Genomic DNA, 20,484 nt, shown 5'->3' with positions numbered 1-20,484 from the left:
TCACCGTGACCGGTGCTCAGAAGACCGTGCCCGTTGCAGAGCCGTGGTACGGCAGGACGGTGCCGGAGGTCGCGGAGTCGTTCGGGGTCACCGTGGACCGCGGGCTCACCGCGGCGGAGGCGGCCGACCGGATACGCGAGCACGGGCCGAACCGGCTGACCGCCACGAAGAAGGAGTCGGCGGTCGCGGCGTTCCTGCGCCAGTACCGCGACTTCATGCAGCTCGTGCTGCTCGCCGCGGCGGTGGTCAACCAGCTGGTCACCCGCGAGTGGGGCACCACCCTGGTGCTGGCCGGGCTGACCGTGTTCAACGCGGTGGTCGGGCTGCGCCAGGAGGCCAAGGCCGAGGAGAGCGTGCGGGCGCTGGCCCAGATGCTCAAGACGGTGGCCCGGGTGCGCCGCGACGGTCAGGCCGTCGAGGTCGACGCCGCGCAGCTGGTGCCCGGCGACGTCGTGCTCATGGAGGCGGGCAACCTGGTGCCCGCCGACGGGCGGATCTGCGTCGCGGCGACGCTGGAGATCGAGGAGGCGGCGCTGACCGGCGAGAGCCTGCCGGTCGGCAAGAGCCCGGACCCGGTCGCCGGGCAGGACGTGCCGCTGGGCGACCGGGTCTGCATGGCGTACATGAACACCTCGGTCACCCGCGGCCGCGGCGAGATGATCGTGACCGCCACCGGCATGGGCACCGAGATCGGCCACATCGCCCACCTGCTGGCCGGCACCGAGCAGGACAAGACGCCGCTGCAGAAGCAGCTCGACAGCCTCTCGAAGATCATCGCCACGATCGCGGGCATCGCCCTGGCCCTGGTCGTGCTCATCGGCCTGGCCCGGGGCGAGTCGTTCGACACCCTGTTCATCACCGGCGTCGCGCTGGCCGTCGCCGCGATCCCGACCGGCCTGCCCGCGGTCGTCACCGCGCTGCTGTCCATCGGCACCCGCGAGATCGCCCGCCGCAACGCGATCGTCAAACGCCTGCCCGCCGTGGAGACGCTCGGCTCGACGTCGGTGATCTGCTCCGACAAGACCGGCACCCTCACCCTGAACAAGATGACGGCACGCGAGCTGGCCATCCCCGGGCAGAACCGGTTCACCGTCAGCGGCGAGGGCTACCGCACCGACGGCGAGATCAGGCACGTCGGCGGCGAGCGCTTCGACCTGGACCCGTACCTGCTGCCGATGGCGCTGTGCGCGGACGCCGTGCTCGACGGCGAGAACCTGATCGGCGACCCGACCGAGGGCGCCCTGATCGTGCTCGCCGCGAAGGGCGGGCTGGACCTGGACGAGACCCGCCGCGCCTACCCCCGCATCGCCGAGGCGCCGTTCGACTCCGACTACAAGTTCATGGCCACGTTCCACCGGATGACCGGCGACGACGGCGAGCCGGTGGTCCGCTGCTACGTGAAGGGCGCGCCGGACGTGCTGATCGCCCGCGCCACGACGTACCGCAGCCCGGACGGGACCCTCACGGCCGTCACCGACGCCAACCGGCACCTGGCCGAAGAGGCCAACGACCGCATCGCGGCGGCCGGCGAACGGGTCATGGTGGTCGCCCGGCGCGACTTCGACCCGGCGTCGTTCGACCCGTCCGCGAACCTGATCGAGCAGGTACGCGACCTCACGCTGCTGGCCATGGTCGGCATCGTGGACCCGCCCCGGCCCGAGGCGAAGGCCGCGATCGCCGAGTGCCGCAGCGCCGGCATCCGGGTCCGGATGATCACCGGCGACCACGCGACCACCGCCGCGGCCATCGCCAGGGAGCTGGGCATCGAGGGCCGCGCCGTCACCGGCACCGAGTTCGCGGCGATGAGCGACGAGGAGCTGCTGGCGCAGCTGCCGCAGCTCGGCGTGATCGCCCGGGTCGCCCCCGAGGACAAGCTGCGGCTGGTGCGCCTGCTCAAGGCCAGCGGCAACGTCGTGTCGATGACCGGCGACGGCGTCAACGACGCCCCGGCGCTCAAAGCCGCCGACATCGGGGTGGCCATGGGCATCACCGGCACGGAGGTGTCCAAGGAAGCCGCGGTCATGATCCTCACCGACGACAACTTCGCCACCATCGTCAAGGCCGTCGAGTACGGCCGCGGCCTCTATGACAACCTGCTCAAGTACCTGCGGTTCCAGATGTCGACGCTGGTCGCGTACATCGCGATCTTCATCGGCGCGGGCCTGCTGAACATCGCCGCGGGCACGCCGCTCAACCCGCTGCAGATCCTGTGGATCAACATGGTGATCGACATCCCGATCGCGATCGCGCTGGGGTTCGACGAGCCGACCGCCGGTCTGATGCGCCGGCCACCCCGCCCGGTGGGCACTCCGGTGCTGTCCAGGGCCAACTGGGTGCGGCTGTGCGTGCAGGGCTTCGTGATGACGGTCGGGTCGCTGTGGGCGTACCAGATCGGGCACGCGCACGGCGGGGCGGTCGCCGGCGCCACCATGCTGCTGACCACGCTGTCACTGTTCCACCTGGTAGCCGGGCTGCTGTCGCGCGACCAGCACGGCACGATCTTCGACCGGTCGGCCATCCCCGGGCGCGCGCAACTGCGCCGCTACGGCTTGGCGCTGCTCGGGATCATCGTGGTCACCCTGCTCGACCCGCTGGAGCGCATCTTCGGCACCACGGGCCTCAGCCTGCGGCTGTGGTGCACCGCCATCGCGATCGCGCTGACCCTGCTGGTCGTCGAGGAACTCATCAAGGTCGTGATCCGCCACCGCGCGCCGAGTCCCGCGGCGCCCCGGGTCGAGCCGGTGGCCGACAAGGTCGCCGCGTAGGTCTCGACCGCCGGTGTGGGGTCTCCCCCACACCGCCTGCGCACGGGCATCAGCGCGGCGGTGCCACCGGCGCCGGGCTGCTCCACCGCTCGGCGATCGGGATCGCCGACAGCCCGTGGGCCAGCACGCTCAGCAGGACCGTGGCCATGATGAGGCTGACCGCCAGCTGCGCGGGCACGCCGGTGAGCTGCTGCGCGCCGATCAGTGCGAAGATCACGCTGGGCAGCCCGCGCGGGCCGAGCCAGGACAGCAGCCACACCTCGCGCGGGTAGCGGCGCAGCCCGACCAGGCTCAGCGCGACCGGCAGCATCCGCACGACGGTGAGGCTCAGCAAGGCGTACAGCAGGACACGCCAGGTCGCGAGGTCGGCCAGGGTGCGCGGGATCAGCGAGCCGAAGGCGAACCAGACCCCCGCCGACAGCAGCGCGACCACGTCGTGCGAGGTCTGCAGGTGTTTCTCGGGCAGGTCCCGGTCGACCGCCCGGACGGACAGACCCGCGACGAACGCCGCGACGATGCCGTTGCCGTGCAGCGCATGGGTCGCCTCGAAGACCAGCACCCCGATCGCCAGGTAGGCCAGCCGCTCCGACCGCGCCGCGCTCCACCCCCGCCGTCGTGCCCACCGGAGCAGCCATCCCGCGCCCGCTCCCGCGGCCACGCCCACCACCAGCGCGATCACCAGTTCGGCGATCGTGTGGCCGAGCACGGCGCCGGGGCCGCGTTCGGTTCCCGCGGCCGCGGCCGCGGCGGCGAAGAAGACCACGAGCGGAGCCGCCAGGCCGTCGTTGAGACCGCTCTCGACCGTCACCGCCGTGCGCAGTTCGTGCGGGATGCGCTCGTCGCGCACGAGCACGGACGCCAGGCTCGCGTCGGTGGCGGTCAGCGCGGCCGCGACCAGGGCGATGACCCATACGCTCGCGTGCGGGAACAGGGCCGTGCCGGCCACGACGCCGGCCAGCACGGTCAGCGGGAAGCCGACGAGCAGCAGCCGCAGTGGCAGGCGGCCCGCCGACCACAGGCGGCGCAGGCTGATCTCGGTGGCGTCGGTGAACAGGATCAGGGCGAGCGTGAGCTGCAGCAGGTGCTGCACGGCCGGCGAGAACACGTCCACGTGGACCGGCGCGTCGTCGCCGCCCGCCAGCAGCAGGCCCGCCAGCAGCAGCGCGATCGGGACGGTGACGCTGTACCGCGCCGCGCGCGCCGACACCGCCGCCCAGGCGATCAGCACCACCGCCAGGCCGATCAGCCCGTACACGGGCACCCCACGGCGGGAGCGGGTGATCTGCCCGGAAATGTCACCGATTCATTGTGTCATCCGAGGTGGACACCCGCAGGCGACGTCACGGCCGGGCGACCGGGATCTCCATGGTCACGTCAGCAGCCACGGGCTGGGCCGGAGCACTCGGCGCGGCGGGGACTGCGGTCCCGCGGCGGCCGAGGTCCTTGAACCGCAGCGCGGGCCTCTCCACGGCGAACCAGCTCGCCGCCGCGAACGGCACGACCGCCACCAGGGTCGCGGCGATGTAGCCGACCACGCCCCAGGCGGTCGCCCCGGCCATCGCGAGCAACTGCTGCAGCGGGAACGCGTAGATGTACACGCCGTACGAGATGTCGTTGCGCCGCCCGACCTTGTGCAGCGGCAGCCGCCCACCCAGGTACATGGTGAGGTAGCCCAGCGGCAGCGCCGCGAACGCCTTCACGGTGCCGGTCGCCCACAGCACGCCGAGCACCGCGGTCGCGGCCGCGGCCAGCCACCACACCGACGGGATGACGTCGGCGTAGCGCTTGAGCACCGCCCCGGCCAGGAAGAACCCGCCGAGCCGGAAGCTCATCCCCACGATGCCGGGCACGTCCGCGTCGGTGAGCTCGAACGCGGCCGTGCCCGCGGCGAGGACGCCGAACACCGCGAGGGTCACCCAGCGCTCGCGGCGCGCGTAGCCGAACGACAGCAGCACGCCGACGCCGACGTAGCAGGCGAACTCGTACATGAGCGTCCACAGCGACAGGTTCCAGGTCGCGTCGTAGGGCGCGGTCACCAGCGTGGTCTGGATCTTGTGCTGGACCTCGACCAGGGTCGCGTTGGCGAACACGTAGCGCAGCGCCGACACCGGGTCCCAGGCCGCTCCGGCGTCGAACGCCAGCGACATCGGCGCGATCACGAACGCGGTGACCGCGAGCGCCGCCCAGTAGCCGGGGTAGATGCGCACCACCCGGTTCCACAGGAACTGCCGCATGTCCAGCCGCAGCCGACTGCCCGTGATCAGCCAGCCGGAGATCGCGAAGAAGCCGGCCACCGCCCAGCCGCCGATCTCCAGATCGCCCCACTTGTAGGGGTCGCGCCACCCGGCCACCTGCGGCGCGTGGGACACGATCACCGCGGCCGCGAACAGCAGCCGCAGGGCGTTGAGGGAGTTGCGGCGCGGGTCGATCGCGCCGGACAGTGGCGTCACGGACGCAGACTCTAACTTGCGGCGTCGGCCGCACGCCATCGGCCGTTCACCGTCGTACGCACCCTCCGACAGGGTCCGTGGCCGCGCCGTCAGCGGCGTCACCAGGGCAGATCCGGTGGCGGCCGCCCACGGCACGGTGCCGTGGGCGGCTGCCGCCGGTGCGGGTTCCCGACAGTCAGCCGTACGTGGGGTGCTGCGGCCACCCGTCCGGGGAGTCCTCCCAGTCCTGCATCCGGCCGTACGGGGCCAGGTCCATGATGCTGTTGGTGAAGACCAGCCGGTCGACCCCGCGGGAGGTGGTGTTGTAGGTGCGGTAGACGTCGTCGCCGTCGCGCAGGAACACGCTGAGCATGAAACCGCCGCCCGCGCCGCAGTCGTCGGAGAACGACGTGCCGTGCGACGACACGAACGGCAGCGTCCAGCCGCGCTCGGCCTTGTACGCCTCGATCTGCGCCAGCGGCATGTTGGACACCGTCAGCCAGGTGATGCCGCGGTCGGCCAGCAGGGGCAGCGCGTGCACCGGCACGCTGTCGGTGAACCAGGTGCAGCCGGGGCAGTAGTGCTTGGGGCCGCGATCCATGAACTGGTAGACCACCAGCTCGTCGCGGCCGTCGAAGAGGTCGAGCAGGCTGCGGGCGCCGTCGGGGGTGTCGAACGTGTACGGCTTGTCGAACTTCACCATCGGCAGGCGACGACGCCGGGCGGCCAGCGCGTCCTGCGCTCGGGTCAGTTCCTTCTCCGCCTTGAGCAGGTCGTCACGGGCCTGCTGCCACTGGTCGGCGGATACGATCTCCGGTTTGTCCATGCCGTCCATCCTGCACCCGGAGTCCGACAGATCCGCTTCCCAACGGTTCAGCCGTGGCCGAGCAGGCGGCCGATCGCCCGGTGGTCGTGGAAGTCACGGGTGTGCGTGATGCGGCCGCCGCTGATCCGGAACGTCTGGATGTTGGCCACGTCGGCCGTCTGCCCGGTGTCGGTGTTGGTGAGCCGGTAGCCGTACTCGGCGATCAGCACCCGCGGATCGGCGGTCTCGTGCAGCACCACGTCACGGACCGTGAAGCGCAACGGCAGCCGTTCGGCCCGGGACAGATGCGCGGCGATCTGGTTCCGCCCCTCCAGGCGTACCGGGGCGGGTGTCGCGAACGGCATCTCAACGACGGCGTCTTCGGTGTACTGGTCGATCAGCTCGGCCCACCGGCTCTCCTCGATGAGCCGGACGCGCCGGTCGAACAGTTCTCGCGGGGTGAGCATGGCGGGCTCCCCTCGGCCAGGGCATAATCGGAGTGATCACTCCGGGTAGTAGGACTATACGGACTGATCACTCCGTTTGTCGAGGGAGCCTGATGGTCGACGAGAAGCCGCTGCGGGCCGACGCGCGCCGCAACCGCGCCCGCGTGCTCGACGCCGCGTCGGCGGTGTTCGCCGAGCACGGCACCGCGGCGAGCACCGAACAGATCGCCCGCGCCGCCGGGGTCGGCCCCGGCACCGTGTTCCGGCACTTCCCCACCAAGGAAGACCTGCTGACCGCGGTCTACCTGGACCGGCTGGAACACCTGGCGGCACAGGCGGGGGAACTCGCGACCGCGCCCGAGCCGACGGCCGCCCTGCGCGGATTCTTCCGGGGCGCGGTCGAGGGGTCGGCCGCCAAGAACGCGCTCGCCCAGGCCCTCGCCGGCGCGGGCATCAGCCCGGCGGACGCGGCCTCGGGTATCGGCGCCCGCCTGCGCGCCGCCCTCGGCGTACTGCTGGAGCGGGCGCAACGCGACGGCGGGGTGCGCCCCGAACTGACCGTCACGGACCTGATGAGCCTGCTGATCGGGGCGTCGCGGGCGACAGAGCCGCTCGCTGCCGACCCGGCGGCCCGGGATCGGGTCGTCACCGTCATCCTCGACGGCCTCAGCGCTTCCCGCTGACCGGTCAGCTCGCGGAGTCGGGCACCGCCAGCTCGGCGGCGTGCGGCATCTCGTGGCCGACGGGGACGACCACGACCGGGCAGTTGGCCTTGCCGATGCACTCCTCACTGACCGAACCGAGCACGGTGTGCATCAGCCGGCTGGTCCCGTGGCTGCCGAGCACGAGCAGGTCGGCGTTCGCGGCCGCGGCGGCGAGCACGTCGGCGGGCCTGCCCTCGACCACCTCACCCGCGATGGCCACACCCTCGCGCTGGAACGACGGCAGCGCGCCCAGCTCCCGGTCGAGCATGTCGCTGGTGACCTCGCGCGCGGCCGAACCGATGATGTCGTCGTCGGTCTCGTCCCACCGCCAGGCCGCCACGGCCTGCACGGTGCCGCCCCGTCCGGCCGCCTCGTGCACCGCCCAGCGGAGCGCACGCCGACCGCCCTCGGAACCGTCGACCCCGACCACGATCCGGAAGTTCGTCATCCGCGCCCCCTACCCCTCGACCGGTCGGCGCTAACGCGCCCTGGCATGTCAATGTGTGAGCCGTACCTTCTCCCTGGTCGCGTGCTGGATGTCACCGGCGGCGACGACCAGCAGGCGGTGGCCGAGGTCGGACAGCGCCCGTGCCACGGCGAGCTCGTCGCCGATCTCGGGGATGTCGTGGTCGTCGGGGTTGAGCTTGGCCCGGCCGACGCCGATGAGCCGGTCGCCGATCTCGTTGTCGAGCAAACGGGCCTCGGCGTAGGTGCGGCCCTCGTCCTCGCCGACGAAGACCTCGATGTTCCAGCGCTTCATGGTGGTCATTGCGGGTGCCTGCCTTCCAGGATGTGGGCTGAGCCCTCCAGCAGCGCCACGACCTCCTCGTCCGAGGTCTGCCGGAAGTCGGCGTAGCGCTCGCCGACGGCCATGAACAGCTCCGGGGTCTCCAGGCAGACCACCTCGTCGGCGACCGAGGCCAGCTCGGCGGCGGTGTCCGCGGCAGCCACCGGCACCGCCAGCACCACCCGGGACGCACCCCGGGCGCGGGCGATCTCGCAGGCGGCGCGGGCGGTGGCACCGGTGGCCACGCCGTCGTCGACGATCACGACGGTGCGCTCGGCGAGCGACTCGGCGTCGCGGCCGTGCCGGAAACGCTGCACCCGGCGCTCCAACTCGATCCGTTCGGCCTGCTCCACGCGGTCGAGAGCCTCGGGCGTGACGCCCGCCGCCGCCAGCACGCTCGGGTTGAGCACCCGGACGCCGTCCTCGCCGATCGCGCCCATGGCCACCTCGGGCTGGTACGGCACGCCGAGTTTGCGCACCACGAGCACGTCCAGCGGGGCGTTGAGGGCGCGGGCGACCTCCACCGCGACGACGACGCCGCCGCGGGGCAGCCCGAGCACGACCACGTCGGCATCGTGGAGCCAGGTCAGGCGCTGCGCCAAGCGGTGTCCTGCGTCCGTGCGGTTCTGGAACATGGTGGCACCCTCCCCCACCATGGTCGTCCCGTTGGGCCCGCCGTGACCAGGACTTCCGTGACTCAGACGGTGGTTTCCGGGTGTTCGGCGCGGTATGCGGCGACGGCCGTCGGCAGGGTGTGGAAGATCCGGTCCCGGCCGACCGCCTCCGCCAACCCGAATGACACCATTTCGTCCATCAGTTCCTGTTTGACATGGGCCATGCCGAACACGATGTCGCGCTGTGCCAGCTCGTTGCGCAGCTCCTCGACCGCCTCCATGGCGGTGATGTCGACCTCGACGATGGCTTCGGCGTTCAGCACGAACCACTTCACGTCCGGGGCCTGGCTGACCGAGGCCAGGGCCCGCCGCCGCAGGTCCTGGGCGTTGGCGAAGAACAGCGGCGAGTCGTACCGGTAGATCATCAGACCGGGCACGGTGCGCGCCTGCGGGTAGTCCTCGATGTCGTGCATGCCGGCCACCCCGGGCACGATGCCCAGCACCGCGTCGTGCGGCCGGGCGACCCGGGCCAGCATCTCGGCGACCGACAGCGCCACCGCGGCCAGCACGCCGTAGAGGATGTCGAACAGCAGCACCCCGCCGAACGCGGCCAGGGCCAGCAGCAGCTCGCTGCGCCGGAACGAGGCCAGCTTGCGGAAACCGGGCAGGTCGATCAGGCGCAGGGCGGCGTACACGATGATCGCGCCCAGGGCCGCGGTCGGGAACGCCGACAGCACCGGGCTGGCGAACAGCAGCGTGCAGACGACCAGCACCAGGGCGGTCAGCGAGTACACCTGGCTGCGCGCGCCTGCGGCGTCGGCCAGCGCGGTGCGGCTGCCGCTGCTGCTGACCGGGAAGCCGCGCAGCACACCCGACCCGAGGTTCGCCACGCCGAGCGCGAGCAGCTCCTGGTCGGCGTCGACCTCCTGGCGGTGGCGGGCCGCGAACGCGCGGGCGGTGAGCATGTTGTCGGTGTAGCCGACCAGCATCACGCCCACCGCCGGCAGCAGCAGGTCGGTGAAGTCGGTCAGGTCGGGCAGGGCGAACGGAGGCAGCCCCGACGGGATCTTCCCGATGGTCGCGATGCCGTAGTCCTGCAGCCCGAACAGCGCGGTCGCCGCCGTGGCCAGCAGCACCGCCAGCAGCGGACCGGGCAGCTTCGGGAACTGCCGCTGCACCAGGTAGAGGAAGGCCAGCACCAGCGCGCCGAGCACGACCGTGCCCAGGTGGATCTGGCCGATGCCCTTGAGGAACGCCCAGACCTCGCCCAGCAGGGTGCCGCCGTCGACCGGGACGCCGGTCAGCCGCTCCAGCTGACCGATGATCATGATGATGGCGACGCCGGCCATGTAGCCGACCAGGATCGGCTTGGACAGCAGGTCGGCCACGAAACCGAGCCGGATCGCCCAGCAGACCAGGCACAGCAGGCCGACGATGACGGCCAGGCCCGCCGCCAGCGCGGCGTACCGGCCCGGGTCGCCCGCGGCCAGCGGGCCGATGACGGTGGCCGTCATCAGGGCGGTGGTGGACTCCGGACCGACGGACAGCTGCCGCGACGAGCCGAGCAGGGCGTACAGCGCCAGCGCGGGCAGGGCCGCCCAGAGCCCCGCCACGGGCGGCAGGCCGGCCAGGCCGGAGTACGCCATCACCTGCGGGATCAGGTATGCCGCGACCGTCGCCCCGGCGAGCACGTCCCCGCGCAGCCAGGTGCGGTCGTAGGCGCGCAGGGTCACCACACCGGGCGCCTGCGGGATCCATCGTGGTCTGTCGGCCATGGTCACTTGTACCTTATGGCGCACCGCCGCGAAACCCCGGCGTTCCCCTCCGATCGTGATCCGCTACGGTCGTGCCGGTCCGACGACGACGGAGGTGCCTGGTGGGCGGCCGGTCCTACATGCTCGCGACCCGTGTCCCCATGCCGCGGGACGGGTTCGACGCGTGGCTCGCCACGCCCCTGCCGGACCTCGACGTGATCGTGAACCCGGACGAGGTGTGGCGCGGCTGGGCCGGCGGCGACGTCACGCCTGATTGGGAGCTGACCGCGATCGCCGATTCGCCGGCCGCGGTCGCGGTCTACCTCGCGAACCGGGCACGGACCCCGTTGGAGCTGCTCGCGGCGCGGGCGGTCGGTGGTTTCACGCTCGCCCGGCACCACGGCGGCGCGCTGGAGATCTACCTGTACGACTACCACGCCGACGCCTACGGCACCTTGACCGACCTGCTGATGCTGGCCGGGGCGGGCCGGTTCGCCGACGGCGACGCCGAGGTCCCGGTCCTGTACTGGGGCGGCGACCTCCACCCCGGCCTGCCGTTCGACGACGGCTCGGTGCTGTCCGTGCTGCTGGTGGGGCGCACGGCGGCCCGATTCACCGCCGCGTACCCGTTCGGGGCGCTGGTGGAGCGGCTGCGGCCGGTCGAGGAGGCGTTCCTCGGCGCCGTCGTCGACCCGGACGGCGACGATCCGGGCTGGGACGCCGCCGAGGTGCTCGATCCGGCCGTCGCCGCCCACGTGGCGAGCTGATCACCCCGTCGCGCGCGGGACCACCAGCACCGGGCAGTACGCGTGGTGCAGCACCTGCTGACTGACCGAGCCGAGCAGCAGCCCGGTCAGGCCGCCGCGCCCGTGCGCGCCGACGACGACGAGCTGGGCCTGCTTGCTCAATTCGATCAGCACCTTGGCGGGCCGGCCGCGTACCAGGTGTTCGCGGGTGCGCACGTCGGGGTGGTCCTTGCGGACCTGGGCCAGGGCCTCCTCCAGCAGGTGGCCCTCCTCCTCGGCGACGGTGGCGCTGTCGTGTTTGTGGTCGTGGTGCTCGCCGTGCGCGTGCCCGCCGGCCCGGGTCCAGCTGTGCACCGCGGTGACCTCCGCCTTGCGCATCTCGGCCTCGGCGAACGCGGCCTCGATGGTCGGCGTGGAGTCGGGCGAGCCGTCCGCGCCGACGACCACGGGGCCGGACTCGCGTGGCTCGCCGCGTACGACCAGCACCGGTGTGCGGCCGTGCGCGGTGCACTGCACGGCCACCGAGCCGACGAGCAGGCCGGTGAACCCACCGAGCCCGCGGTCGCCGATGACGAGCAGGTCGGCGTCGCGGGCGGCGCGCAGCAGCACCGGCGACGGCGCGCCGGTGATCAGGTCGGTGAGCACGGACACCGACGGGTCGGTCTCGTGGGCGGCGGCGGCCGCCTCGGCGAGGAAGCGCTCGGCGTCGTGGCGCAGCCCGCCCTCGCCCGGCCCCGCCTCGGACGGGCCCATCTTGACGTGCATCAGCGGCCAGATGAACGCGTGCACGATACGCAGCGGCAGGTGGCGCCGGGCGGCCTCACGGGTGGCGATGCGCACCGCGGCCAGCGAGGACGGCGACCCGTCCACGCCGACCACGACCGGACGGGCGCCCCCGTCCTCGGTGTTCATCGCCGGTCCGGCTCCGGCGTCGAGACTGTTCATCGGCTCAGGCCCGCCCCGGCCAGGTCCAGTCGGTGATGTCGGGCGCGTCCTGGCCGTTGGCGCGGGTGTAGTCGCGGGCGCGCTGGCGCGCGTCGGTCATGTACTGGCGCAGCCCGGCCGCCGTCACGCCGAGCCCCGGCACCCGGTCGATGACGTCGATGACCAGCCGGAACCGGTCCAGGTCGTTGAGCATCACCATGTCGAACGGCGTGGTCGTGGTGCCCTCCTCCCGGTACCCGCGCACGTGCATGTTGCGGTGGTTGGCGCGCTTGTAGGTGAGCCGGTGGATCAGGCTCGGGTAGCCGTGGAAGGCGAAGACGACCGGCCGGTCGGTGGTGAAGATGGCGTCGAACTGCGGGTCGGGCAGGCCGTGCGGGTGTTCGGTGTCGGGCTGCAGCCGCATCAGGTCGACCACGTTGACCACGCGCACCTTCAGCGCGGGCAGGTAGCGCTGGAGCAGGTCGACCGCGGCCATGGTCTCCAGCGTCGGCACATCGCCGGCGCAGGCCATCACCACGTCCGGCACGCCGCCCGCGTCGTTGCCGGCCCAGGCCCAGATGCCCAGGCCGCGGCGGCAGTGCAGGGCCGCGTCTGTCATGTTGAGCCAGGACGCCTGCGGCTGCTTGCCGGCCACCACCACGTTGACGTAGTCGCGGCTGCGCAGGCAGTGGTCCATCGTGGACAGCAGCGTGTTCGCGTCCGGTGGCAGGTAGATCCGGGTGATCTCGGCCTTCTTGTTGACCATGTGGTCGATGAAGCCCGGGTCCTGGTGCGAGAAGCCGTTGTGGTCCTGCCGCCACACGTGGCTGGACAGCAGGAAGGTCAGCGACGCGACGGGCCGCCGCCACTCGATGCCCCGGGTCACCTTCAGCCACTTGGCATGCTGGTTCACCATCGAGTCGATCACGTGGATGAACGCCTCGTAGCTGGTCAGCAGGCCGTGCCGGCCGGTGAGCAGGTAGCCCTCCAGCAGGCCCTCGCACAGGTGCTCCGACAGCACCTCGATGACCCGGCCCGTCGGCGCGAGGTGGTCGTCGCCGGCGTAGATCCGCGCGTCGAACTCGCGGTCGGTCACCTCGAACACCGCGCCGAGCCGGTTCGAGTTGACCTCGTCGGGGCCGAAGAGCCGGAACCGGTCGGGGTTGGACCGGATCACGTCGCGCAGCCAGACGCCCAGCACCCGGGTCGCCTCCGCCTGCGGCACGCCGGGTTGGGGCACGTCGACGGCGTACCCGCGGATGTCGGGCAGGACCAGGTCGCGCAGCAGCAGGCCGCCGTTGGTGTGCGGGTTCGCGCTCATCCGGCGCGAGCCGCGCGGGGCCAGCGGCGCGAGGAAGCCCATCGGCGCGCCGGTCGCGTCGAACAGCTCCTCCGGTCGGTACGAGCGCATCCACTGCTCCAGGTCCGCCAGGTGCTCGGGATTGTCCCGGACCTGGGCCAGCGGCACCTGGTGCGCCCGGAAGGTCCCCTCGATCGGCACGCCGTCGACGACCTTCGGGCCGGTCCAGCCCTTCGGGGTGCGCAGCACGATCATCGGCCAGCGCGGGCGCTCGCCGTCGGCGCCCTGGCGGGCGTGCGACTGGATCGCGGCGATCTCGTCCAGTGCCATGTCGAGGGCGTACGCCAGCTCGTGGTGCACCCGCACCGGGTCGCTGCCCGACACCAGGATCGGGTGGTAGCCGAACCCGTGCAGCATCGACATCAGGTCGGCCTCGGGGATGCGGGCCAGCACCGTCGGGTTGGCGATCTTGTACCCGTTGAGGTGCAGGATCGGCAGCACCGCCCCGTCGGTGACCGGGTTGAGGAACGTGTTGGCCAGCCAGCTGCACGCCAGCGGCCCCGTCTCGGCCTCGCCGTCGCCGATCACGCAGGCGACCAGCAGCCCGGGGTTGTCCAGCGCCGCGCCGTAGGCGTGCATCAGCGAGTAGCCGAGCTCGCCGCCCTCGTGGATGGAGCCCGGCACCTCGGCCGCCACGTGGCTGGGGATGCCGCCCGGGAACGAGAACTGGCGGAACAGCCGGCCCATGCCGTACTCGCTGCGGTCCACGCTCGGATACAGCTCGCTGTAGGTGCCCTCCAGCCAGGTGTTCGCCACGATCGCCGGGCCGCCGTGGCCCGGACCGCAGATGAAGATCGCGTTGAGGTCCCGGTTGGTGATGGTCCGGTTGAGGTGCGCCCACAGCATGTTCAGTCCGGGGCTGGTCCCCCAGTGGCCCAGCAGCCGCGGCTTGATGTGCTCGGGCCGCAGGGGCTCGCGCAGCAGCGGGTTGGACATCAGGTAGATCTGGCCCACGGTCAGGTAGTTGGCCGCCCGCCACCAGGCGTCGAGCCTGCTCAGGTCATCGTCGCGCAGGTGCGTCACACCGGCGGTGTGCCCGGCGCCCGGTCGCTCTGTCACCGTCATGTGCCGATCCTCGCCCGCCGGCGGCTCCCATGCAGGCATATTGTCCGCTTTCCTAGCACGTCTTCGCAGCTCAGCCAGCGAGCTTCCGGGGGGCACGAGCGCGTGCCGCCCGGCCCGGCTGCCGGCCGCTGCGCGGCGCGGCCCGGACTATGCGTATTCGCCCTGATATGACCGGCTGGCTGCTATAGCGTGGCCTGAAGCGCGGGAAGAGGAGGAGCGATGGTGGCTTCCCATCTGCCGGATGCCGTGCAGGGACCGGGCCGGGTCGATGTGGTGCTCAACGTCAACGGGGCCACCCACGTGGTGCGGATCGAACCACGGGTCAGCCTGCTGGACTGCCTGCGCGACCATATGAACCTCACCGGCGCGAAGAAGGGCTGCAACCAGGGCGCCTGCGGCGCGTGCACGGTGTGGGTGGACAAGCGGCGGGTGGTCGCCTGCCTGACCCTGGCCATCGCCTGCGAGGGCCGCGAGATCACCACCATCGAGGGCATGGCCGACAACGGCAGCCTGCACCCGATGCAGAAGGCGTTCCTGACCGAGGACGCCTTCCAGTGCGGCTACTGCACCCCCGGGCAGATCATGTCGGCGGTGGCGCTGCTGGCCGAGGGGCATGCCGGCTCCGACGCGGAGATCGGCGAGTGGATGAGCGGCAACATCTGCCGGTGCGCGGCGTACCCGAACATCCGCACGGCCATCCGCGACGTGCGCGACGGCGTGGGAGGTGTACGCGGTGCGACCGGTTAGCTATTCGCGGGTCTCTGACGTGGCCACCGCCATCGCCACCGTCGCCGCCGACCCGACCAGCGCGTACCTGGCCGGCGGCACCACGAAGATCGACATGTTGCGCATCTACGCCGAACCGTCGCAGCGCCTGGTCGACATCAACGACCTGCCCATCGACCACATCGAGGTGCAGCCCGACGGCGCGGTGCGGGTCGGCGGCCTGGCCCGCATGAACGACGTCGCGCTGGCCCCGGTCGTGCTGGACCGCTTCCCGATGCTGTCCGAGGCGCTGCTGCTGGGCGCGTCGGCACAGCTGCGCAACATGGCCTCGATGGGCGGCAACATGCTGCAGCGGGTGCGCTGCTCGTACTTCCGCGACGCCGAGGCGAGCTGCAACAAGCGCGAGCCGGGCACCGGGTGCAGCGCCATCGCCGGGGTCAACCGCGGCCACGCCGTGCTGGGCGCCAGCCCGCACTGCATCGCCACGCACCCGTCGGACGCGGCGGTGGCACTGGTCGCGCTCGACGCGATGATCCACGTGCAGAACTCCGGCGGCCACCACGCCATCGCGATCGACGACTTCTTCCTGCTGCCCGGGGACACCCCCGAACGCGAGCACCCGCTCAACCACGGCGATCTGATCACCGCGATCGAGGTCCCGGCGCTGCCCGCGGCCCGCAACTCGCTCTACCTGAAGGTGCGCGACCGGGAGTCGTACGAGTTCGCGCTCGCCTCGGCGGCCTGCGCGCTGACGGTCACCGACGGCGTGGTCGCCGAGGTGCGGCTGGCGCTGGGCGGCGTGGCCACCAAGCCGTGGCGGGCCCGCAAGGCCGAGCAGGTGCTGCACGGCGCGCCCGCGACCCGGGAGACGTTCGCGCGGGCCGCGCAGGCCGAGCTGGCCGACGCGGTGCCGCAGACCATGAACGGCTTCAAGATCGAGCTGGTACAGCGCACGATGATCCGGGCGCTGGAGACCCTCACCGCGCGAGGAGCAGCCGCATGACCGCCGCGATCGGGCAGCCGCTGGACCGGGTCGACGGGCACGCGAAGGTCACCGGCGCGGGCCGCTACTCGGCCGAGATCGCGCTGCCCGGCCTGGCGCACGCGGTGCTGGTCACCTCGCGCATCCCGAGCGGCCGGGTGGAGCTCATCGACACCTACGACGCCGAGCGGGCCGAGGGCGTGCTCGCCGTGCTGCACCACCTGAATCTGCCCAAGGGCGGCTCGGTGCCGCCGCTGCTGCCGTCGCTGTTCGGGGCGGCGGCGTCCGGGCAGACGTTCTTCCCGATGCAGGACGAGGTGATCCACTACGCCGGGCAGCATCTGGCCATGGTCGTCGCCGAGACGCTCGACCAGGCCGAGCACGCGGCCCGGCTGGTGCGCGTCACCTACCAGGAGACGGCGTCGATCACCACGGTCGAGCAGGGGCGCGACCGGGCGTACGAGGCGGAGAAGATCTTCGCGGGGTTCATCCCGGGCCGGATCGCCCGCGGCGACGCGGCGGCGGCGCTGGACCGCGCGCAGGTGACCGTCGAGAACACGTACTACTGCGCGGCCAACCACCACAACCCGATCGAGTGCTCGGCGACCACGGCGGTGTGGGAGGGCGACCGGCTCACCCTGTACGACGCCACCCAGGGCCCCAACGCCACCCTGCACACCGTCGCCGAGCTGCTCAACGTGATGCCCTCGCACATCCGCGTGGTCACCGACTACGTCGGCGGCAGCTTCGGCTGCAAGGCGATGATCTGGGACCATCCGGCGCTGGCCGCGCTCGCCGCGCGGGCGGTGCACCGCCCGGTGCGGCTGGCGCTGTCCCGCGAGCAGATGTTCAGCTCCGTCGGGCACCGCGAGGAGCAGGAGCAGCGGCTCACGCTGGGCGCCGACCGCGACGGCAGGCTGACCGCGATCCGCCACCACAAGCTCTCCCCCACCTCGCACTTCGACGACTGGGCCGAGCCGTCGCTGGGCGTGGCCTCCCAGATGTACGCCTGCCCGGACTACGAGGGCGTCTACCGCCTGATCAAGGCGAACACCATGACGCCGACGTTCACCCGCTGCCCCGGTGAGGCGTCGGGCATGTTCGTCATGGAGACGTCCATGGACGAACTGGCCGAGAAACTCGACCTGGACCCCCTCGAACTGCGGCTGCGCAACTACGCCGAGACCGATCCGGGCAGCGGCAACCCGTGGTCCAGCAAAGGCCTGCGCGACTGCTACCGGCGCGGCGCGGAGCTGGCCCGCTGGTCCGAACGCGACCCGCGGCCCGGCACGCAACGCGACGGGAACTGGCTGCTCGGCTGGGGCATGGCCAGCTCCGGGTATCCGGTGACCCCGCCCGGCAACCCGCAGCGGGCCCGCGCCCGCATCTTCGCCGACGGCAGCGCCGTGGTGCAGTCCAGCTTCTCCGACATCGGGACCGGTTCGGCGACCGCGATGACCCAGGTCGCCGCCGACGGCCTGGGCGTGCCGCTGGAGCGGATGCGCGTCCAGTACGGCGACAGCGACCTGCCCAACACCGCCGCCGCCGTCGGCTCGGCCGGGGCCGGCATGGTCAGCGCCGCCGTGCACATCGCCGCGACCGCGCTGCGCGATCAGCTCATCGCGCAGGCCGTCGCCGACGAGCACTCGCCGCTGCACGGCGCCGACCCGAGGCAGGTCGTGGTCAGCGACGGCCGGATGGCGCTGCGGGACCGCCCCGGCACCGGCGAGACCTACGCCGAGCTGCTGCAGCGCTCGTTCATGCCCGACGCGGAGGCGCTGGGCACGTGGAACCCGCCGGGCATGGACACCCCGTACGGCACGATGACGTTCGGCGCGCAGTTCGCGCAGGTGGCCGTCGACCCCGACCTGGGCCTGTGCCGGGTGCGGCAGCTCATCGGGGTGTTCGACCCCGGCCGGGTGCTCAACCGCAAGACCGCGCACAGCCAGCTGATGGGCGGCATGCTCTGGGGCATGAGCCACGCCCTGCTGGAGGGCACGATCATGGGCCCGGACGGCCGCTGGGCCAACGCGAGCCTCGGCGAGTACCTGGTCCCGGTGAACGCCGACGCGCCCGACGTGGTCATCGAGACGATCGAGACCACGGACACCGTGGTCAACCCGCTGGGCGTCAAGGGCGTCGGCGAGGTCGGCATGGTCGGCACCGCCGCCGCGATCGCCAACGCGATCTGGCACGCCACGGGCCGCCGGCACCACCGGCTGCCGATCACCATCGAATCCCTGCTGTAACCGGAGGGCCGCCGGTGACCGAGCCCGCTCCCGTGCCCGACGACGAACCTGTCTCGGTGCTGTTCACCTGGGCGGTCGTGCCCGGCCGGGAGGCCGATTTCGAACGCTGGCTCGAAGAGGTCAACGCGGCGTCGGCGCGCTTCCCCGGCCACCAGGGCGTGACCTGGTTGCGCCCGCGGGACGCCCCGAAGGACGTCGAGCCGCGTTACCACTGCGTGCTGCGGTTCCGCAACGGCCGCGACCTGAGCCGCTGGCTGACCTCGCCGGAGCGCGAGGTGGTCGTACGCCATCTCGCGGGCATCGCCGTGGAGGCCGAGCCGCGGGAGACCACCACCGGCATGGAGACCTGGTTCAGCCTGCCCGGCCGCCCGGTGCTGCCCCCGCCCCGGTGGAAGATGGCGATCGTGTCGTTCCTCGGGGTCTACCCGTGCGTGCTGGTGTTCCAGCTGCTGGGCGCGGAGCATCTGAGCGAACTGCCGCTGCCGATGGTGGTGCGCGCCGCGATCCTGCCGCTGCTGCTGGCCCCGATCCTGACCTATCTGGTCATGCCCTGGCTGAGCCGGACCCTGCGCGGTTTCCTCTACGACCGCCGCTGACGGGGGCTCCTCCCCCGCCGGCGCAGGAGCGCGCACCGGACTGCGCGGCGGCGCGCTGCGCCATATCCTGTTCCGCGGCACGGGGGTCGGCCGCACATGTTCACCGCGATACGCCGTCCCCTTCGGAACCATGGGCGCGCGGGCGTCCCGACCACGGAGGCGACCATATGAACGGCCCACTGCGGCACACCCGGCGCAAGGCGATCATGGGCGGGTTGCTCGCGGCGGCGGTCGCCGCGACCGCGCTGGCCGCTTGCGCCTCGCCGCAGCCTGCCGGGACGGCCCCGTCGGGGGCGCCTTCCACCGGACCGTCGCTGTCCACCCTCGGTGAGACGCCGCAGCAGCTCGCGGGTGGCTGGCAGGTCGTCGCCGCGGGCGACCGCCTGCTCGACCGGGCCCGCAAGGCCTACGTGCCGCTGAAGCTGCCGGCGGACGCCATCCTCGACCCGACCGGCCGGCGGCACGCCGTCGGCGGCGGGAGCCTGCGCGTCGCCGACGTCGCCGGGGGCAAGGTGATCGCAGTCGACCGGTACATGATGCTCGGCTTCTACGGCGGCCTCAATCCCTGGTCGGCCGACGGCGACCGCCTCGTCGCCACGATCAACCGCAAGGACCCCTTCGCGGTCGGTTTCGCCGTGGTCGACATGACGACGGGCAAGACCACCGAGCACTGGATCAGCCACACCAGGTACGACTGCAGCACCTGCTCCTTCGTCTTCACCCGGGACGGCAAGGAGGTCGCGATGCCGATCGCGGACCGGTCCCGGGGCGAGGCGGCCGAGCTGGTGCAGAGCCTGCAGCTGTTCGACGCCCGGACGGGCGAGCCGACCCGCTCCCTGCCGGTGAAGGGCATGCCGCAGAGCCCGTTCGCCTGGTCGCCGGACGGCAGCCGGGTCGTGGCGCGCCCCGACCAGATCAAGCCGGACAACGTCCAGCTGATCGACACCGCCACGGGTGAGGCGAAGCCGTTCCCGTACCTCGCGGTCTGGGCGACGGGCGACGCGCTGCTGGCCGAGTCCGGCAACAGCGTGCTGACGCTGCGCCCGGACGGGACCGTGCTCGCCGACGCGAGCCTCGCCGCCCCGCTGCGCGCCCCGGTCGTGCTCGGACCGCCCGCCTCCTGACCTTCGTCACGCAGAGTCCCGGCAACCGCACGGAAACAGGTCGTTTCGGACGGCGCGGACGGGGTAGGTGCGAGCCGATGGAGAGGAGCACGAGATGAGCTGGGCCGACAAGCCGAACTGGAACGACATGCCACGGCGGGCCGGCACGGCCGAACCGGCCGACTTCGACGGCGACTTCGCCGATCTTCGTCTGCGCGGCCGGCACCTCATCGCGGAGCTCGTCCGGTTGTCCCGGCAGCTGGCGGACCTGCAGAAAGCGATCAGGTCCCGCCGCGGGGCACCGGGCAGACCGCAGGGCAGCGTCTCCGGTGGAGAGCCGCTGAACTGAGCCAGGGCCGTGCCCTCACCGAACGCCGTCGGGGGAGGGGCCGGGCCGGCGGGGGCGGGGGCGACGCCCGCGCCGGGGGG

Annotated in this window: 19 protein-coding genes; 9 read left to right on the top strand and 10 right to left on the bottom strand. The window is 72.3% G+C overall.

Translation table 11 applies throughout. The annotated features are described in order from the left end of the window. Window positions 1–5 precede the first annotated feature (5 nt). Window positions 6–2,765 carry a cation-translocating P-type ATPase gene (locus F6W97_RS03205; RefSeq protein ID WP_330164952.1) on the top strand — a complete coding sequence of 920 codons (2,760 nt, stop codon included), beginning with the start codon at window positions 6–8 and terminating at the stop codon, window positions 2,763–2,765. Between the two features lie 49 nt (window positions 2,766–2,814). Here F6W97_RS03205 and F6W97_RS03200 read toward each other — a convergent pair whose 3' ends face one another. The 4 genes from F6W97_RS03200 to F6W97_RS03185 form a co-directional block, all read right to left on the bottom strand. Continuing rightward, window positions 2,815–4,020, bottom strand: a complete 1,206-nt coding sequence (locus F6W97_RS03200) for a cation:proton antiporter domain-containing protein (protein WP_196278952.1) — start codon at window positions 4,018–4,020, stop codon at window positions 2,815–2,817. Between the two features lie 85 nt (window positions 4,021–4,105). Further along, entirely contained in the window at window positions 4,106–5,215 is a 1,110-nt protein-coding gene (locus F6W97_RS03195; protein ID WP_196278951.1) for an acyltransferase family protein, read from the bottom strand. A gap of 175 nt (window positions 5,216–5,390) precedes the next feature. Further along, window positions 5,391–6,020, bottom strand: coding sequence for a DUF899 domain-containing protein (locus tag F6W97_RS03190; RefSeq protein ID WP_155368562.1), 630 nt, complete (start codon window positions 6,018–6,020; stop codon window positions 5,391–5,393). Between the two features lie 47 nt (window positions 6,021–6,067). Then, window positions 6,068–6,466, bottom strand: a complete 399-nt coding sequence (locus F6W97_RS03185) for a nuclear transport factor 2 family protein (RefSeq protein ID WP_155368561.1) — start codon at window positions 6,464–6,466, stop codon at window positions 6,068–6,070. 92 nt (window positions 6,467–6,558) lie between these two features. Between F6W97_RS03185 and F6W97_RS03180 the strand changes: the two genes are divergently transcribed. Continuing rightward, window positions 6,559–7,128, top strand: coding sequence for a TetR/AcrR family transcriptional regulator (locus tag F6W97_RS03180; protein WP_155368560.1), 570 nt, complete (start codon window positions 6,559–6,561; stop codon window positions 7,126–7,128). Window positions 7,129–7,132: 4 nt separating this feature from the next. On the opposite strand, the gene F6W97_RS03175 is transcribed toward F6W97_RS03180, so the two are convergent. The 4 genes from F6W97_RS03175 to F6W97_RS03160 all read right to left on the bottom strand — a co-directional run bounded on the left by F6W97_RS03175 (window position 7,133) and on the right by F6W97_RS03160 (window position 10,325). Further along, entirely contained in the window at window positions 7,133–7,597 is a 465-nt protein-coding gene (locus F6W97_RS03175) for a universal stress protein (RefSeq protein WP_155368559.1), read from the bottom strand. Between the two features lie 48 nt (window positions 7,598–7,645). Then, the gene (locus F6W97_RS03170) at window positions 7,646–7,918 is read right to left on the bottom strand and encodes a DUF1876 domain-containing protein (protein ID WP_155368558.1); all 273 of its coding nucleotides are present in this window, start codon (window positions 7,916–7,918) and stop codon (window positions 7,646–7,648) included. Beyond that, the gene (locus F6W97_RS03165) at window positions 7,915–8,571 is read right to left on the bottom strand and encodes a phosphoribosyltransferase (RefSeq protein ID WP_155368557.1); all 657 of its coding nucleotides are present in this window, start codon (window positions 8,569–8,571) and stop codon (window positions 7,915–7,917) included. Before F6W97_RS03165 ends, F6W97_RS03170 begins: the two co-directional genes overlap by 4 nt. 62 nt (window positions 8,572–8,633) lie before the next feature. Beyond that, window positions 8,634–10,325, bottom strand: coding sequence for a SulP family inorganic anion transporter (locus F6W97_RS03160; protein ID WP_155368556.1), 1,692 nt, complete (start codon window positions 10,323–10,325; stop codon window positions 8,634–8,636). 101 nt (window positions 10,326–10,426) lie between these two features. On the opposite strand from F6W97_RS03160, the gene F6W97_RS03155 reads away from it, so the two are divergent. Beyond that, a complete protein-coding gene (locus F6W97_RS03155; protein ID WP_155368555.1) occupies window positions 10,427–11,071 on the top strand; it encodes a hypothetical protein in 645 nt (214 codons plus the stop codon). Here the strand turns inward: F6W97_RS03155 and F6W97_RS03150 are convergent, their stop codons facing one another. Continuing rightward, window positions 11,072–11,962 carry a universal stress protein gene (locus F6W97_RS03150; RefSeq protein WP_155368818.1) on the bottom strand — a complete coding sequence of 297 codons (891 nt, stop codon included), beginning with the start codon at window positions 11,960–11,962 and terminating at the stop codon, window positions 11,072–11,074. It lies immediately after the preceding gene. Between the two features lie 37 nt (window positions 11,963–11,999). After that, the gene (locus F6W97_RS03145) at window positions 12,000–14,399 is read right to left on the bottom strand and encodes a phosphoketolase family protein (RefSeq protein WP_155368554.1); all 2,400 of its coding nucleotides are present in this window, start codon (window positions 14,397–14,399) and stop codon (window positions 12,000–12,002) included. 219 nt (window positions 14,400–14,618) lie between these two features. Here F6W97_RS03145 and F6W97_RS03140 point away from each other — a divergent pair, with 219 nt between their 5' ends. The 6 genes from F6W97_RS03140 to F6W97_RS03115 all read left to right on the top strand — a co-directional run bounded on the left by F6W97_RS03140 (window position 14,619) and on the right by F6W97_RS03115 (window position 20,404). Beyond that, entirely contained in the window at window positions 14,619–15,146 is a 528-nt protein-coding gene (locus tag F6W97_RS03140; RefSeq protein ID WP_155368553.1) for a (2Fe-2S)-binding protein, read from the top strand. Next, the gene (locus F6W97_RS03135) at window positions 15,133–16,128 is read left to right on the top strand and encodes an FAD binding domain-containing protein (RefSeq protein WP_155368552.1); all 996 of its coding nucleotides are present in this window, start codon (window positions 15,133–15,135) and stop codon (window positions 16,126–16,128) included. The genes F6W97_RS03140 and F6W97_RS03135 overlap by 14 nt, the downstream gene beginning before the upstream one ends. Continuing rightward, the gene (locus F6W97_RS03130) at window positions 16,125–18,356 is read left to right on the top strand and encodes a xanthine dehydrogenase family protein molybdopterin-binding subunit (protein ID WP_155368551.1); all 2,232 of its coding nucleotides are present in this window, start codon (window positions 16,125–16,127) and stop codon (window positions 18,354–18,356) included. The genes F6W97_RS03135 and F6W97_RS03130 overlap by 4 nt, the downstream gene beginning before the upstream one ends. A gap of 14 nt (window positions 18,357–18,370) precedes the next feature. Beyond that, on the top strand, window positions 18,371–18,952 hold the full coding sequence (locus F6W97_RS03125) for an antibiotic biosynthesis monooxygenase (RefSeq protein WP_196278950.1): 582 nt from the start codon (window positions 18,371–18,373) through the stop codon (window positions 18,950–18,952). A 167-nt stretch (window positions 18,953–19,119) separates the two neighbouring features. Continuing rightward, window positions 19,120–20,076, top strand: a complete 957-nt coding sequence (locus F6W97_RS03120; RefSeq protein ID WP_155368550.1) for a YncE family protein — start codon at window positions 19,120–19,122, stop codon at window positions 20,074–20,076. Between the two features lie 94 nt (window positions 20,077–20,170). Next, window positions 20,171–20,404 carry a hypothetical protein gene (locus tag F6W97_RS03115; protein WP_155368549.1) on the top strand — a complete coding sequence of 78 codons (234 nt, stop codon included), beginning with the start codon at window positions 20,171–20,173 and terminating at the stop codon, window positions 20,402–20,404. Window positions 20,405–20,484 lie beyond the last annotated feature (80 nt).

Origin of the sequence: Catellatospora vulcania (genome assembly GCF_009720385.1) — a bacterium.
Classification (GTDB): Bacteria; Actinomycetota; Actinomycetes; order Mycobacteriales; family Micromonosporaceae; genus Catellatospora; species Catellatospora vulcania.
The sequence above is the reverse complement of the archived record's forward strand: the minus strand, read 5'-3'. Positions and strand labels throughout refer to the sequence as shown.

Coding starts and splice junctions, on each gene's coding strand:
- F6W97_RS03190 (WP_155368562.1), bottom strand. CDS start 6,020: ATGGACAAACCGGAGATCGTATCCGCCGACCAGTGGCAGCAGGCCCGT.
- F6W97_RS03185 (WP_155368561.1), bottom strand. CDS start 6,466: ATGCTCACCCCGCGAGAACTGTTCGACCGGCGCGTCCGGCTCATCGAG.
- F6W97_RS03180 (WP_155368560.1), top strand. CDS start 6,559: ATGGTCGACGAGAAGCCGCTGCGGGCCGACGCGCGCCGCAACCGCGCC.
- F6W97_RS03175 (WP_155368559.1), bottom strand. CDS start 7,597: ATGACGAACTTCCGGATCGTGGTCGGGGTCGACGGTTCCGAGGGCGGT.
- F6W97_RS03170 (WP_155368558.1), bottom strand. CDS start 7,918: ATGACCACCATGAAGCGCTGGAACATCGAGGTCTTCGTCGGCGAGGAC.
- F6W97_RS03165 (WP_155368557.1), bottom strand. CDS start 8,571: ATGTTCCAGAACCGCACGGACGCAGGACACCGCTTGGCGCAGCGCCTG.
- F6W97_RS03160 (WP_155368556.1), bottom strand. CDS start 10,325: ATGGCCGACAGACCACGATGGATCCCGCAGGCGCCCGGTGTGGTGACC.
- F6W97_RS03150 (WP_155368818.1), bottom strand. CDS start 11,962: ATGAACACCGAGGACGGGGGCGCCCGTCCGGTCGTGGTCGGCGTGGAC.
- F6W97_RS03145 (WP_155368554.1), bottom strand. CDS start 14,399: ATGACGGTGACAGAGCGACCGGGCGCCGGGCACACCGCCGGTGTGACG.
- F6W97_RS03140 (WP_155368553.1), top strand. CDS start 14,619: ATGGTGGCTTCCCATCTGCCGGATGCCGTGCAGGGACCGGGCCGGGTC.
- F6W97_RS03130 (WP_155368551.1), top strand. CDS start 16,125: ATGACCGCCGCGATCGGGCAGCCGCTGGACCGGGTCGACGGGCACGCG.
- F6W97_RS03120 (WP_155368550.1), top strand. CDS start 19,120: ATGAACGGCCCACTGCGGCACACCCGGCGCAAGGCGATCATGGGCGGG.
- F6W97_RS03115 (WP_155368549.1), top strand. CDS start 20,171: ATGAGCTGGGCCGACAAGCCGAACTGGAACGACATGCCACGGCGGGCC.